Genomic DNA, 14,362 nt, shown 5'->3' with positions numbered 1-14,362 from the left:
CTTAAGGTGTAGTGAAATCCGCTATTTTTAGGAGAGTGATTATCATGCTGAAACTCAACGCGACCACAACCGCCCTGGTGGTTATTGATTTACAGGAAGGAATTCTTCCGTTTGCCGGCGGCCCGTATACGGCAAATGAGGTGGTCGCCCGCGCCGCGCGGCTGGCGGAAAAGTGTCGTGCCAACGGCTCGCCCGTGGTTATATGGTACGCGTTGGATGGTCTGATGATTATGCCGAAGCGTTAAAACAGCCGGTGGATGCCGCAACGCCTGCGCACGCGTTGCCGGAAAACTGGTGGACCTGGCCTACGGCATTGGGTAAAAAGGACAGCGATCTGGAAGTGACTAAACGCCAGTGGGGCGCGTTTTACGGCACCGACCTGGAATTACAACTTCGCCGCCGGGGTATCGACACCATCATATTGTGCGGAATCTCAACCAATATCGGCGTCGAATCCACAGCGCGTAACGCCTGGGAGTTAGGATTTAACCTTATTATTGCCGAAGATGCCTGTAGCGCCGCCAGCAGTGAGCAGCATCAGAGCAGTATGACGCATATTTTCCCGCGCATTGGCCGGGTACGCAGCGTAGAGGATATTTTAAACGCCTTATGATCTACATTGGCCTGCCGCAATGGTCGCACCCGAAATGGGCGCGGCTCGGCATCACCAGTCTGGAAGAGTATGCCCGCCACTTTAATTGCGTAGAGGGCAACACCACGCTTTACGCGCTGCCGAAAGCGGAAATTGTCGATCGCTGGTATGCGCAAACTACGGACGATTTCCGTTTTTGCTTTAAATTTCCCGCCACCATTTCTCACCAGGCCGCGCTGCGCCATTGCGACGATCTGGTACAGGCGTTTTTTACCCGCCTGGCGCCGCTGGAAACGCGTATTGGCCAATACTGGCTGCAGTTGCCCGCCGCCTTTGGACCGCGCGATCTCCCCGCCTTATGGCAGTTTCTTGATGCGCTCCCCGCCACGTTTACCTATGGCGTAGAAGTTCGTCATCCGTGTTTTTTTGACAAGGGTGAGGATGAACAGCGGCTCAATCGCGGGTTACACGCGCGCGGCGTAAACCGCGTGATCCTGGATAGTCGTCCGGTACATGCCGCCCATCCCCACAGCGAGGCCGTCCGCGACGCGCAGCGAAAAAAACCCAAAGTCCCGGTACATGCGGTCGTGACGGCCAGCCATCCGATGGTGCGTTTTATCGGTAGCGACAATATGGCGCAAAACCGTGAATTTTTCGCCGCCTGGTTGCAGAAACTCCCGCAGTGGCGGCAGACCACCACGCCTTTTCTGTTTTTACATACTCCGGATATCGCGCAGGCGCCGGAACTGGTGAATACACTTTGGCATGATTTACGCAGCGTCTTACCGGAAATCGGCACTGCTCCGTCCATTCCACAGCAATCTTCTCTTTTCTGAAAATGCCCCCTATCATAGACAGTGCCATCAGCCATTTTAAAAGGGAGTTTGTATGGTAAGCGCGCTGTATGCCGTTTTGGGTGCGTTATTATTAATGAAGTTCTCTTTTAATGTCGTTCGCTTGCGAATGCAGTACCGTGTCGCCTATGGCGACGGCGGTTTTAGCGAATTACAAAGCGCCATCCGTATTCATGGCAACGCGGTGGAATATATTCCTGTCGCGCTGGTGCTGCTGCTGTTTATGGAAATGAACGGCGCCGAAACGTGGATGGTGCATATCTGCGGCATCATTTTAATCGCCGGTCGGCTGATGCATTATTACGGTTTTCACCACCGCCTGTTCCGCTGGCGGCGGGCGGGGATGAGCGCTACCTGGTGCGCATTGTTGCTGATGGTGCTGGCAAACCTGTGGTATATGCCCTGGGAGTTGGTTTTCTCCCTGTATTAGCGCACAATATGCGCCTTTATTTTTCCCGGATGTATACGTTATGTCTCACCGCGACACGCTTTTTTCTGCGCCTATCGCCCGTCTCGGCGACTGGACTTTTGATGAACGAGTAGCCGAAGTTTTCCCCGACATGATTCAGCGTTCGGTACCAGGCTACTCCAACATCATCTCCATGATCGGCATGTTAGCTGAACGCTTTGTGCAGCCGAACACGCAGGTCTACGATCTGGGCTGCTCGCTGGGCGCCGCGACGCTGTCTGTTCGGCGTAATATCCGCCATGAGCATTGTCGCATTATCGCCGTCGATAACTCCCCGGCCATGATTGAACGCTGCCGCCGTCATATTGATGCGTATAAAGCGCCTACGCCGGTTGAAGTCGTTGAAGGCGATATCCGCGATATCACTATTGAAAACGCCTCGATGGTGGTGCTGAATTTTACCCTGCAATTCCTTGAACCTGCCGAACGCCAGGCATTGCTGGATAAGATTTACCAGGGGTTGAATCCCGGCGGCGCGCTGGTACTGTCGGAAAAATTTAGCTTTGAAGACGCGAAAGTGGGCGAGCTGTTATTCAACATGCACCACGATTTTAAACGCGCTAATGGGTACAGCGAACTGGAGATCAGCCAGAAGCGCAGTATGCTGGAAAACGTGATGCTCACCGACTCGGTGGAAACACATAAATCGCGCCTGCGTAAGGCGGGTTTCGAACACAGTGAACTGTGGTTCCAGTGCTTTAATTTCGGGTCGCTTGTCGCGTTAAAAGCCGGAGTTGCCGCATGATCGAGTTTGGTAACTTTTATCAGCTCATTGCTAAAAATCATCTCTCCCACTGGCTGGAAACATTGCCCGCGCAGATTGCCGCCTGGCAACGCGAGCAGCAGCATGGCTTGTTTAAACAGTGGTCGAACGCGGTAGAATTTTTACCGGAAATGACGCCCTGGCGGCTGGATTTACTGCACAGCGTCACGGCGGAAAGCGAAACGCCGCTCAGCGAAGGTCAGCTAAAGCGTATTGATACATTGCTGCGTAATCTGATGCCGTGGCGTAAAGGCCCGTTCTCGCTTTATGGCGTAGATATTGATACCGAATGGCGCTCCGACTGGAAGTGGGATCGCGTACTGCCGCATCTGTCAGATTTAACCGGCCGGACGATCCTTGATGTCGGCTGCGGCAGCGGCTATCACCTGTGGCGGATGATTGGCGCGGGCGCACATCTGGCGGTCGGCATCGATCCTACACAGCTTTTCCTCTGCCAGTTTGAGGCGGTGCGTAAACTGTTGGGTAACGATCAGCGCGCGCATCTGCTGCCGTTGGGCATTGAACAACTCCCGGCGCTGAAAGCATTTGATACCGTCTTCTCGATGGGGGTGCTTTATCACCGTCGCTCGCCGCTGGAACATCTGTGGCAGTTAAAAGATCAGTTGGTCAACGAGGGTGAACTGGTACTGGAAACGCTGGTCATCGACGGCGACGAAAATACCGTACTAGTGCCGGGTGACCGCTACGCGCAGATGCGTAACGTCTATTTTATTCCTTCCGCGCCGGCATTAAAAAAATGGCTGGAAAAATGCGGCTTTATTGATGTGCGTATCGCTGACGTTTGCGTCACCACCACCGAAGAGCAGCGTCGCACCGAGTGGATGGTTACCGAGTCGCTGGCCGATTTTCTTGACCCGAACGATCGCAGCAAGACGGTGGAAGGCTACCCCGCCCCGCAGCGCGCGGTGCTGATTGCGCGTAAACCGTGATGGATTGCCGAATGACCGTTACGTATAGCACCGTTTCTCCAAAATAGTTCAAGTTGCAGCAAGGCGGCAACGCAGCAAATCCCCGGGAACGTAGGTAGCTACGTGACCGGGGTGCGCGAGGCGGCCAACGCTGCTGCGGCTTGAAATATGAAGGAGAAAAAAAGGCCCCTGTTGAATTGGCAGGGGCCTGGTACGAGCAAGCATCATATTGGGCGACATGATGCAACGGTAAAAATCATTTGGCCTGATGGCGAACAATGATTCCTTTCATTTCAGCGACCGCCGCACCCTCTACCCTATAGCGAGAATACTCGTCCGCCTGTATATCGGCAGACATCGATAACCCCTGATTGCGATAGCGCATCGGCGAAGGCAGTAAGACTCCGGCGGAACTGTGTACTTCCCGTACTCCGGCATCGAGGAAATTCTGCAGGTTATTTGCACGAACCCCCGCACCAGCCATAATGATTGGAGCATCCCCCTGGGCAATAAGTTCCATAATTATTGATAAACCTTGCGCCGCATCGGCTTTTTGCCCGGAAGTCAGTACTCTTGCTACGCCTGCGTCAGCCAGATTCTTTAGCGCATTGAAGGGATTAGCGCACATATCGAAGGCGCGGTGGAATGTCACCGCCAGCGGTCCGGCCGCCGCCATTATTTTTTCCATTCGCGACATATCGACATCCCCATCAACGGTCAACACACCAGTAACCAGCCCGGGAAACCCCAACTCTCTGACGAGGCGGATATCTTCCAGCATGGCGGCAAATTCGCCGTCAGTGTAGTAAAAATCCCCGCCGCGAGGACGAATAATCGGATGTACGGGAATCGTAATATGCTCGCGTACGCTGCGTAAGACGCCGAAAGAAGGCGTAAGCCCCCCTTCTTTCGGCGCGGCGCACAGTTCGATACGATCCGCACCGTTTCGCTGCGCGGTGAGCGCGCATTCCATGCTGTAACAACAGATCTCAAGTAACGCCATATTCACTCCGCTCGGCAGGTTAATGGGCCGCCTGTTCGCTGGCGACAATCGCTTCAATCGACCATGGATGAAATTTTACCGTGACGCGGCCATCGGTCACAGCCAGCGTAGGGTTTGGCAAACGTTCATGCTCGCCCTGTGGCGAACTGGTTTTAACCACGATCCCCGGCTGACTAAGCCCCTCATCCGACAACAATGCGAGAGCCCTCGCGTTCAAGGTCTCCGGCTCGCCGGGCAGCACGATTTCAATATGCTCCCACCCTTCGTGTGGATAGCGTTTTTCTCCCGGCCACGGTAATTCAATAACAGAAAACCGCCAGTGTTCCACACATACCGGTTCATGCAGTTTAAACAGACAAATCGGCCTGCCGTTGATGATATTTTCCGACAGTAGCTCACCGCATTGTTCAAAACCGCGACGCCAACGCTCCGCCGTCGTATTCTGGTGACAGCGCAATGAAATGTGATCGGCCTCAAGGGCGCTAATCTGCAGACCAAGGCGAGTGGAAAGTTCTCTGAACGCCAGAGTGAATCGCGGTAAATCTGCGGAAATATCATGCAGTTCATCAATGTGTTGCCAGTTCGCCATATCAGGACGCTCTTCTTGCTGTGAAAACCGCTAATTTACGCTGTTGCGCCCCGGCAACCAACCTTTGATTTGATTGGGCGTTTATTGAATGCTTATGCAGATTATTGTTGCGTATATTTCAGGCGACGCGCCGCGCGCGCAATGCTGACGCCAACGGGCATTTGCAGTATACTCCCGCCCTAATTCTTAAACTGGCGCGGGCAATACAGCCCGCTTCATAAACGTAAGGTATTCCGGTGAATATTCAGGCTCTTCTCTCAGAAAAAGTTAGTCAGGCCATGATTGCTGCAGGCGCGCCTGCAGATTGCGAGCCCCAGGTTCGTCAGTCAGCCAAAGTTCAGTTCGGCGACTATCAGGCCAACGGCATGATGGCAGTTGCGAAAAAACTGGGTATGGCCCCCCGACAACTTGCAGAGCAGGTGCTGACTCATCTGGATCTCAGCGGCATCGCCAGCAAGGTTGAAATCGCCGGCCCTGGCTTTATCAATATTTTCCTCGAACCGGCTTTTCTCGCTGAACAGGTGCAACAGGCGCTGGCCTCCGATCGTCTGGGCGTTTCTCAGCCGACTCGTCAGACAATTGTCGTTGACTACTCCGCGCCCAACGTCGCGAAAGAGATGCACGTTGGTCATCTACGCTCCACGATTATCGGCGATGCGGCAGTACGCACGCTGGAGTTTCTGGGCCATCATGTTATTCGCGCTAACCACGTCGGCGACTGGGGTACCCAGTTCGGTATGCTTATCGCCTGGCTGGAAAAACAGCAGCAGGAAAACGCGGGCGACATGGCGCTGGCGGATCTCGAAGGATTTTACCGCGATGCGAAAAAGCATTATGACGAAGATGAAGCGTTTGCCGAGCGCGCGCGTAACTACGTCGTCAAATTACAGAGCGGTGATGCCTATTTCCGTGAGATGTGGCGTAAGCTGGTTGATATCACGATGACGCAAAACCAGATCACCTATGATCGCCTGAACGTCACTCTGACGCGTGACGATGTGATGGGCGAAAGTCTGTATAATCCGATGCTGCCGGGCATTGTCGCCGATCTGAAAGCCAAAGGCCTGGCGGTTGAAAGCGAAGGCGCAACGGTGGTTTTCCTTGATGAGTTTAAAAACAAGGGAGGCGATCCGATGGGCGTCATTATTCAGAAGAAAGATGGCGGTTATCTGTATACCACTACCGATATCGCCTGCGCCAAATACCGTTACGAAACGCTGCACGCCGACCGCGTGCTCTACTACATTGACTCCCGTCAGCACCAGCACCTGATGCAAGCCTGGACCATTGTGCGCAAAGCCGGTTATGTACCGGATTCCGTTCCGCTGGAACACCACATGTTCGGCATGATGTTGGGTAAAGACGGTAAACCGTTTAAAACTCGCGCGGGCGGTACGGTGAAACTGGCGGACCTGCTGGATGAGGCGCTGGAGCGCGCGCGTCGTCTGGTGGCGGAGAAGAACCCGGATATGCCGGCTGACGAGCTGGAAAAACTGGCTAACGCCGTCGGTATTGGCGCGGTGAAATACGCCGATCTGTCAAAAAACCGCACCACTGACTATATCTTCGACTGGGATAATATGTTGGCTTTCGAAGGCAATACCGCTCCTTATATGCAGTATGCCTATACGCGTGTGCTGTCTGTTTTCCGTAAAGCGGATATCGACGAGCAGGCGCTGGCGAGCGCGCCGGTTATCATTAGCGAAGATCGCGAAGCGCAGCTCGCCGCCCGTCTGCTGCAGTTTGAAGAAACCCTGACGGTGGTCGCGCGTGAAGGTACGCCGCACGTCATGTGCGCGTATCTGTATGACGTCGCCGGGCTGTTCTCCGGCTTCTACGAGCACTGCCCTATTCTCAGTGCCGAGAATGACGCGGTTCGCAATAGCCGCTTAAAACTGGCGCAACTGACGGCGAAGACGCTGAAACTGGGTCTGGATACGTTGGGTATCGAAACCGTAGAACGCATGTAAACGCGCCGTCGTTAATATCATCAGGCCTGACTCCGGGTAACGGACTCAGGCCTTTTTATTGCCACAGCGGTATATCTGTAACAAATCACAAGGAATGACACATTTCTATAGAGAGATGGAACATCTTTTACCTGTGCTGGCGCTGACCGCCCCGTATCATTAGGCAGCGGATTGTTCAGGTACAGGTAATGACTTTTAAAGACTTTGATGCGGAAGAGAAACTCTTCCTGAGACGTGTGATTGTGGCGTTTGGTGTAGTGGTTGTCTGCTTTGGTATCCTGATCTTCAACCTCTATAACTTGCAAATCCGTCAGCACCACTACTACACCACCCGTTCGAATGAGAACGATATCAAGATGCTACCCGTCGCGCCCACGCGCGGCATCATTTACGATCGCAACGGCATTCCGCTGGTGCGTAACGTAACCTGGTATGATATCGCGGTTACGCCCTATAAAATTGCCGATATGGATGCGCTGCTAAAACAGCTCCCCCCTATTGTTGATCTCTCCCCCGATGATATCGCCGACTTTCGCCATGCGCTAAAATCCAGTAGCCGCTATCGTCCGGTGGTGCTCAAAAACGCGCTAACGGATGTTGAAATCGCACGCTTTGCGGTCAATCAGTTTCATTTCAACGGCGTCACGATCAATAGCTATCAGGATCGGCAGTATCCTTACGGCGCGGAGCTGGCGCATGTTCTCGGTTACGTGTCAAAGATAAACGATAACGACCTTAAAGCGCTGGATAAAAAAGGGCTGGCAGAGAATTACGCGGCGGACCATAACATCGGTAAACAGGGGATTGAGCGTTACTACGAAAACGATCTTCATGGCAAAACCGGTTATCAGGAGGTCGAGGTGGATAATCACGGGCGTATTGTCCGCCTGCTGAAAGACGTTCCTCCCATCGCGGGTAAGAACATTCACCTGACGCTGGATCTCCATTTACAAGAGTACATTGAAAGTTTGCTGGCCGGGCAGCGTGCTGCCGTACTGGTTGAAGATCCGCACGATGGTTCAGTGCTGGCGATGGTATCTATGCCCAGCTACGATCCGAACCCCTTTGTAAAAGGCATTAGCTATCAGGATTACGGCAAACTGCTGCACGATAAAAATCTGCCGCTGATCAACCGCGTGACGCAAGGGCTTTATCCCCCGGCGTCAACGGTTAAACCCTATATGGCGATGTCCGCGCTGTTATGCGGGATTATTACGCCGCAAACCACCTTCTTTGGCGCGCCAACCTGGACGCTTCCCGGCACGCAGCGGCATTACCGGGACTGGAAAAAAACCGGACACGGTATGCTGGATGTCACTAAAGCGATTGAGGAATCTGCGGATACCTTTTTCTATCAGGTCGCTTATATGATGGGTATTGACCGTATCGACACGATGTTGTCTCAGTTCGGCTATGGCAAACCGACGGGTATCGACCTTAATGAAGAGTATGACGGGCTGCTTCCCAGCCGCGCATGGAAACAGCGGGTCCATAAAAAAGCCTGGTATCAGGGCGATACCATCTCTGTCGGCATCGGCCAGGGCTACTGGATTGCCACCCCCATCCAGATGGTAAAAGCGATGGTGGCGCTCATCAACAACGGTAAGGTGATTGCCCCTCACCTGTTACTCAATGAAGAGAGCGGCAAAACGGTGGTTCCGTATCGTCCTTCAGGAACACCGGCACAGATAGCCGATCCGGCGTCGCCATACTGGGGACTGGTGCGTCAGGCGATGTACGGCATGGCGAATGCACCCAACGGAACGGGCTATAAGTTCTTTCACACCGCGCCCTACGGCATTGCGGCCAAAAGCGGCACGTCGCAGGTGTTTAGCCTGAAAGAAAATCAGACCTACAATGCGAAAATGATCCCCATTCGCCTGCGCGATCATGTGTTTTATACCGCTTTTGCACCGTATAAAAACCCTAAGGTCGCCATTGCCTTGATTCTGGAAAACGGCGGAAGCGACGGCGTTACCGCCGCGCCCATCATGCGAAAAATCCTTGACCACCTGTTTGATCCACAGGCTGATACCACACAGTCGGGTCAGGCGCCATAGTCAAATAAGCAAAGCGCCATCAGACAAGGATACGACCGGAATATCCGCATACATCAGAAATAGTTACGCAGATATTCCGTCAAACACAGCATAGCCATCGCCTACCCGTAAGGCATAGAGGTCAACGGAATATGACGGTAAAAATCGAGATCGTGGCCCATGCCAGTGCCAAATGACGTTTGCAGCAGTTCGCCTTCCGGCGAGATATGTTTCACTATCCCCCGAATAGCTTTTTCCGCCACCTGCGCATAGTGCCGTTCGACATAGCGTTTGCGCACCGCTTTAAGAATACCGTAGGCAAAACCCGCCGTCGCCGACGCCTCAAGATAAGAGTGCGGATCGTCAAGCAGCGTATGCCACAAACCGCTTTCATCCTGACATTTCGCCAGCGCGGCGATCTGCGCATTCAGTACCTGGACCAGATAACGGCGCACGGCATTATTTTCTGGCAAGTCCAGCAGTTCAAGAAAATCCGGGATCACAATGGTCAGCCAGCTGTTGCCGCGCGCCCAGCGAGCGTTAGCGAAGTTATGATGACCGTCATAGCTCCAGCCGTGGAACCACAGCCCCGTCTCTTTATCCATCAAATTCTGCACGTGCAGCAGGAACTGATAGGTTGCCTCTTCCACATATTCCGGCCGGTTCAACAATTTACCGATTTTCGCCAGCGGCAGCACCGTCATCATTAGCGTGTCGTCCCACATCTGCTGATGATTTTCCTCCGCCAGCGTGATGTGCTGCATTCCGCCGTGATCGGTACGGGGCATTTCATTCATCGCCCATTCGGCCCACGTTTCCAGCCACGGTAAATACGCTGGATTACGCGTCTCTTCATAGCGATGCGCCAGCGTTAAAAACGGCGCCATCGTATTAACGTTTTTCGTCGTCGCGCCTTCCGCAAAACGATCGGCAAACCAGTCATCAATGATCTTACGCATCGTCTGGTCGCCGGTCTGTTGGTAATAGTGATACATTCCGTACAGGCCCACGCCGTGCGTCCACTCCCATCCAGCCCAGCCTTTAGTATCGATCACGCGTCCGTCGTCCAGTCGCAATAAAAATTCGCCTGTCTCATCTTTAATATTGACCAGGTTATGCGTCACCTTTTGCACCAGGGCTTTTAGTTCATCTCTGGCGATAAAATGCTCAGGCTGACGCAATAGCGGACTGTGTTTGACTGGATAAACCATCATTTGCTTAACCTCTGTGTAATGTCGAATTCAGTGCTGCGTGCAGTTTTACCGCCGACGCAGTCGATTCGCTACAGTAAAAGCTAAGCTGGGCGGAAACCTTTTTGTTTCTGCCATTGCCAGAGCGTAAATGGCAAAAACGCAAAGAGTCCGGCAACCTACCTCACCATTTTATAAAACAGCGTTTCCATTTATTCAAAAAGAGAGTCAGGTCTGCTACCTGGCAAAGAAAGGGGCTGTTAGCGGTAGTTCACAATCACCTGATTGCTCCGCACTTTTAACGCCGGGATAAGTCGGCCGCCGCCGGGGACTTCCCAGACAAAGCGGAGCGGCTCGACTGCGGGAACATGAGCAAAACCGTGGGTCGTGCCACTCTGACCATCAAGTTCTACGCAACGGGACTGGGAACATAACCGTACCCGTAAGCCCGCGGGAGTCGGGCCATTCAGTTCATAACGCCAGGCGACCAGCGTCATCACACCGGAAACCGGCTGACGCGCCGACAATGGCGAAGACGATGCGGAAACCCCCCGGTAATTTAAGGTTACACCCATACCGCTATCCTGCCACGCGCCTTCGCCTGCGGCCTGAACCGTCAGGGGAAAGAGCAACAACGCCAGCCAGTTACGCATTATTTTCCTCCAATGGTCGCCGTCATGCGGATATGACGGTTATCGGAAAGCTCAAGGTTCGACAACACCACCAGCTGCGGTAAACTGCGCCGCAAAAAGCGGGACAATAATGGACGTAGCGCATGGTTAACCAGTAATACCGGCGGCGCGCCAAGCATCTCCTGGCGAGAAAGCGCCTCTTGCGTCTGCGCCAGCAGGCGATCCGCCAACCCAGGCTCAAGTCCACCGCCGCCCTGCAATGCCTGAAGCAGCAAACGCTCCAGCGCGGTATCCAGGCCAATCACCTGCACTTCTTCATTACCGGGGAACCACTGTTGCGTAATCGCTCGTCCTAATGCCACGCGTACCACGGCGGTTAATTCATGCGGATCGCTTTGTAACGGCGCATGTTCCGCCAGCGTTTCCAGAATGGTGCGCATATCGCGAATCGGGACTTTTTCCGCCAGTAAGTTTTGCAGGACTTTGTGTAAAGTCGTGAGGGTCACGACGCCGGGGACCAGATCTTCCGTGAGTTTAGGCATCTCCTGAGAGACACGATCCAACAGTTGCTGCGCTTCCTGGCGGCCAAACAGTTCGGCGGAGAATTGGCCAATCAAGTGGTTAAGGTGCGTCGCCACAACGGTACTGGCTTCAACAACGGTAAAGCCCTGAATTTGCGCCTGCTCTTTCAGGGCGCTTTCAATCCAGATGGCATCAAGGCCAAAAGCTGGATCGACGGTTTTCTCGCCCGGTAGCGTTCCCGCCGCCGTGCCGGGGTTAATAGCCAGCCAACGTCCCGGATAGGCGTCCCCGCTGCCAATCTCTACCCCTTTCATCAAAATACGATAGCGCGCAGGCTGTAAATCCATATTGTCGCGAATATGGACCACCGGCGGCAGGAACCCCATATCCTGCGCGAATTTTTTACGAATGCTGCGAATACGTCCGAGCAATTCGCCATCCTGTTGAAAATCCACCATCGGGATCAGGCGGTAGCCCACTTCCATTCCCAGTGAATCCTCAAGCTGTACGTCATTCCAGGTGGCTTCGACCACCGAGTTATTTTCCGGCATTTTTACCGGCTGCGGCTCCTCTGGCGCTTTTTCTTCGCGCCCGCGCAGCCACCATGCCAGGCCGAGCAAAGCGGCGGTAAAGAGTAAAAATACCAGGTTAGGCATTCCTGGCACCATGCCAAGCAGCCCCAGCACCGCCGCCGCCAGCAGCATCACCCTTGGATTACTGAACAGTTGGCCAACCATCTGCTCGCCTACATCCTGATCGGTACTGACGCGGGTCACAATGACGCCCGCCGCCGTGGAGATAACCAGCGCCGGGATCTGGGCGACCAGGCCGTCGCCAATGGTCAGCAGGGTGTAGCTTTCCGCCGCGCTGCCCATGCTCATTCCGTGCTGCAATACGCCGACCAGCAGCCCGCCGACCACGTTAATGACCATGATGAGAATACCGGCGATGGCGTCGCCGCGTACAAATTTACTAGCCCCGTCCATCGAGCCGTAGAAGTCAGCTTCCTGAGTGACTTCCGAACGCCGTTTTTTGGCCTCGTCTTCACCAATCAGACCGGCATTAAGATCGGCGTCAATCGCCATTTGCTTACCGGGCATACCGTCCAGCACAAAGCGCGCGCCGACTTCGGCAATACGTCCGGCGCCTTTGGTGATGACCATGAAGTTGATAATGACGAGGATGATAAAAACCACAATCCCGATCGCGAAGTTACCGCCGACCAGGAAATGACCGAACGCCTCTACCACCTTTCCCGCCGCCGCCGCGCCGGTATGCCCTTCCATCAAAATAATGCGCGTTGAGGCGACGTTAAGCGCCAGACGCAGTAGCGTGGTAAACAGCAGGATGGTCGGAAACGCGGCAAAATCCAGAGTGCGCTGGGTAAACATCGCCACCAGCAGCACCATGATTGATAGCGCAATATTAAAGGTAAACAATAAGTCGAGGATAAAAGCAGGCAGCGGCAGCACCATCATCGACAAAATCAGCAGAATGAGGATCGGCCCGGCAAGAATTTGCCATTGCGTCGATTTCAGGTTGCTGGGCAGGCGCAGCATCGCGACCAGATTAGCCATCAGTATTCTTCTCGTTCATAAAATCCAGCGCTTCTGGCACCGGAAGGTTCTCAGGTTGTGGAGGACGTTGCCCGCCCGCAAGCCGCCAGCGTTTAAGCTGCCAGACCCAGGCCAACACTTCCGCAACGGCAGCATATAACTGCCCGGGAATTTGCTGACCGATTTCGGCGTGGCGATATAATGCCCGCGCCAGCGGCGGCGCTTCTAAAGTGGGAACCCGATGTTCAGCGCCGAGCTCGCGAATGCGCAGCGCTATTAATCCAGCCCCCTTCGCGACCACTTTCGGCGCGCTCATTTTGTTTTCGTCATACTGCAGCGCCACGGAATAGTGCGTCGGGTTAGTGACAATGACGTCCGCTTTCGGCACATCTTCCATCATGCGGCGCTGCGCGGCGGCGCGTTGCATCTGGCGAATTTTGCCCTTAACATGCGGATCGCCTTCGCTCTCTTTAAATTCGTCGCGAATGTCCTGCCGCGACATGCGTAATTTTTTCAGGTGGCTAAAGATCTGGAAAAACACGTCAAATCCCACCATCGGAATCACGCCCAGTACCACCAGTAACGCGCAGAGTCCAACCAGATCCAGCGCATTCCCCATTGCGACGATCGGCGACTCCGCCATCAGGCGCATCATTTGCGGCCAGTGATGCCAGAGATAAAAGCCGGTAACGCAGCCGACCAGCGTGGATTTCAACACCGCTTTTAGCAGTTCCGCGCCGGTCTGCGCCGAAAACATGCGCTTAATTCCCGGCAGCGGGTTTAATTTAGAAAATTTTGGCTGTAGCGACTTACCGCTAAAAATCAGGCCGCCAAGCATAACCGGCGAGATAAGCGCCACCAGCACCACGCCCGCGATGAGCGGTAGCAGTGCCATCATCGCCGCTTTAATCAGCAAAATTATCTGCCCCAGGATCAGGTTAGGATCGTTCACCATACGGTGATCGAAGTGCAGGCCTGCTGAGAGCATTCCCGCCAGCTGCCGCGCTAACGACTCGCCGCCGAACCAAATAATACAAACGCCCACCAGCAATATCAGCAGTGAGGTCAGTTCTCTGGAACGGGGGATCTGCCCTTCTTCCCGCGCTTTTTCAAGTCGGTGGGGTGTGGGGGCTTCTGTTTTGTCGTCGTCGCTCTCTTCTGCCACGCAGCAAACCCTGGATAGATTGATAAGCGAGAATGATGCCAGAACCGCTTTACGCCAATGGGCAGAGTAAGCGGTAAAAAAGGCGGGGT

Annotated in this window: 12 protein-coding genes and 1 pseudogene; 7 read left to right on the top strand and 6 right to left on the bottom strand. The window is 54.1% G+C overall.

Annotated features, from left to right (window positions below; all coding sequences use genetic code 11):
• Nucleotides 1-44: 44 nt before the first annotated feature.
• The 5 genes and pseudogenes from ACLJRU_RS06380 to cmoB all read left to right on the top strand — a co-directional run bounded on the left by ACLJRU_RS06380 (nucleotide 45) and on the right by cmoB (nucleotide 3,628).
• A pseudogene (locus tag ACLJRU_RS06380) lies at nucleotides 45-613 on the top strand (hydrolase).
• Entirely contained in the window at nucleotides 610-1,428 is an 819-nt protein-coding gene (locus tag ACLJRU_RS06375) for a DUF72 domain-containing protein (RefSeq protein WP_000639226.1), read from the top strand. Before ACLJRU_RS06380 ends, ACLJRU_RS06375 begins: the two are co-directional and overlap by 4 nt.
• 52 nt (nucleotides 1,429-1,480) lie before the next feature.
• Nucleotides 1,481-1,876, top strand: a complete 396-nt coding sequence (locus ACLJRU_RS06370) for an MAPEG family protein (protein WP_000252975.1) — start codon at nucleotides 1,481-1,483, stop codon at nucleotides 1,874-1,876.
• Nucleotides 1,877-1,916: 40 nt separating this feature from the next.
• On the top strand, nucleotides 1,917-2,660 hold the full coding sequence (gene cmoA, locus ACLJRU_RS06365) for a carboxy-S-adenosyl-L-methionine synthase CmoA (RefSeq protein WP_000019615.1): 744 nt from the start codon (nucleotides 1,917-1,919) through the stop codon (nucleotides 2,658-2,660).
• Entirely contained in the window at nucleotides 2,657-3,628 is a 972-nt protein-coding gene (cmoB, locus tag ACLJRU_RS06360) for a tRNA 5-methoxyuridine(34)/uridine 5-oxyacetic acid(34) synthase CmoB (RefSeq protein ID WP_000569034.1), read from the top strand. The genes cmoA and cmoB overlap by 4 nt, the downstream gene beginning before the upstream one ends.
• A 235-nt stretch (nucleotides 3,629-3,863) precedes the next feature.
• Here cmoB and cutC read toward each other — a convergent pair whose 3' ends face one another.
• Nucleotides 3,864-4,610, bottom strand: coding sequence for a copper homeostasis protein CutC (gene cutC, locus ACLJRU_RS06355; RefSeq protein WP_001185768.1), 747 nt, complete (start codon nucleotides 4,608-4,610; stop codon nucleotides 3,864-3,866).
• Nucleotides 4,611-4,629: 19 nt separating this feature from the next.
• A complete protein-coding gene (locus ACLJRU_RS06350; RefSeq protein WP_000024796.1) occupies nucleotides 4,630-5,199 on the bottom strand; it encodes a VOC family protein in 570 nt (189 codons plus the stop codon).
• Nucleotides 5,200-5,435: 236 nt separating this feature from the next.
• On the opposite strand from ACLJRU_RS06350, the gene argS reads away from it, so the two are divergent.
• The gene (argS, locus tag ACLJRU_RS06345) at nucleotides 5,436-7,169 is read left to right on the top strand and encodes an arginine--tRNA ligase (RefSeq protein WP_023235018.1); all 1,734 of its coding nucleotides are present in this window, start codon (nucleotides 5,436-5,438) and stop codon (nucleotides 7,167-7,169) included.
• 188 nt (nucleotides 7,170-7,357) lie between these two features.
• Entirely contained in the window at nucleotides 7,358-9,229 is a 1,872-nt protein-coding gene (mrdA, locus tag ACLJRU_RS06340) for a penicillin-binding protein 2 (RefSeq protein WP_001540255.1), read from the top strand.
• Nucleotides 9,230-9,330: 101 nt separating this feature from the next.
• Here mrdA and ACLJRU_RS06335 read toward each other — a convergent pair whose 3' ends face one another.
• The 4 genes from ACLJRU_RS06335 to flhB all read right to left on the bottom strand — a co-directional run bounded on the left by ACLJRU_RS06335 (nucleotide 9,331) and on the right by flhB (nucleotide 14,273).
• Nucleotides 9,331-10,422 (bottom strand): glycoside hydrolase family 105 protein, encoded by a 1,092-nt coding sequence (locus ACLJRU_RS06335; protein WP_000989902.1) that lies wholly within the window; start codon nucleotides 10,420-10,422, stop codon nucleotides 9,331-9,333.
• 236 nt (nucleotides 10,423-10,658) lie between these two features.
• The gene (gene flhe, locus ACLJRU_RS06330) at nucleotides 10,659-11,051 is read right to left on the bottom strand and encodes a flagellar protein FlhE (protein ID WP_023235019.1); all 393 of its coding nucleotides are present in this window, start codon (nucleotides 11,049-11,051) and stop codon (nucleotides 10,659-10,661) included.
• Nucleotides 11,051-13,129 (bottom strand): flagellar biosynthesis protein FlhA, encoded by a 2,079-nt coding sequence (flhA, locus tag ACLJRU_RS06325; protein WP_000002392.1) that lies wholly within the window; start codon nucleotides 13,127-13,129, stop codon nucleotides 11,051-11,053. Before flhA ends, flhe begins: the two co-directional genes overlap by 1 nt.
• Nucleotides 13,122-14,273, bottom strand: coding sequence for a flagellar biosynthesis protein FlhB (gene flhB / locus ACLJRU_RS06320; protein WP_000797082.1), 1,152 nt, complete (start codon nucleotides 14,271-14,273; stop codon nucleotides 13,122-13,124). The genes flhA and flhB overlap by 8 nt, the downstream gene beginning before the upstream one ends.
• Nucleotides 14,274-14,362 lie beyond the last annotated feature (89 nt).

Source organism: Salmonella sp. SAL00653, from assembly GCF_046552515.1.
GTDB lineage: Bacteria > Pseudomonadota > Gammaproteobacteria > Enterobacterales > Enterobacteriaceae > Salmonella > Salmonella enterica.
The sequence above is the reverse complement of the archived record's forward strand: the minus strand, read 5'-3'. Positions and strand labels throughout refer to the sequence as shown.

Bases quoted from the DNA above. Each gene is read 5' to 3' on its own strand.
- ACLJRU_RS06375 (WP_000639226.1), top strand. From the start codon at position 610: ATGATCTACATTGGCCTGCCGCAATGGTCGCACCCGAAATGGGCGCGG.
- ACLJRU_RS06370 (WP_000252975.1), top strand. From the start codon at position 1,481: ATGGTAAGCGCGCTGTATGCCGTTTTGGGTGCGTTATTATTAATGAAG.
- cmoA (WP_000019615.1), top strand. From the start codon at position 1,917: ATGTCTCACCGCGACACGCTTTTTTCTGCGCCTATCGCCCGTCTCGGC.
- cmoB (WP_000569034.1), top strand. From the start codon at position 2,657: ATGATCGAGTTTGGTAACTTTTATCAGCTCATTGCTAAAAATCATCTC.
- cutC (WP_001185768.1), bottom strand. From the start codon at position 4,610: ATGGCGTTACTTGAGATCTGTTGTTACAGCATGGAATGCGCGCTCACC.
- ACLJRU_RS06350 (WP_000024796.1), bottom strand. From the start codon at position 5,199: ATGGCGAACTGGCAACACATTGATGAACTGCATGATATTTCCGCAGAT.
- mrdA (WP_001540255.1), top strand. From the start codon at position 7,358: ATGACTTTTAAAGACTTTGATGCGGAAGAGAAACTCTTCCTGAGACGT.
- ACLJRU_RS06335 (WP_000989902.1), bottom strand. From the start codon at position 10,422: ATGATGGTTTATCCAGTCAAACACAGTCCGCTATTGCGTCAGCCTGAG.
- flhe (WP_023235019.1), bottom strand. From the start codon at position 11,051: ATGCGTAACTGGCTGGCGTTGTTGCTCTTTCCCCTGACGGTTCAGGCC.
- flhA (WP_000002392.1), bottom strand. From the start codon at position 13,129: ATGGCTAATCTGGTCGCGATGCTGCGCCTGCCCAGCAACCTGAAATCG.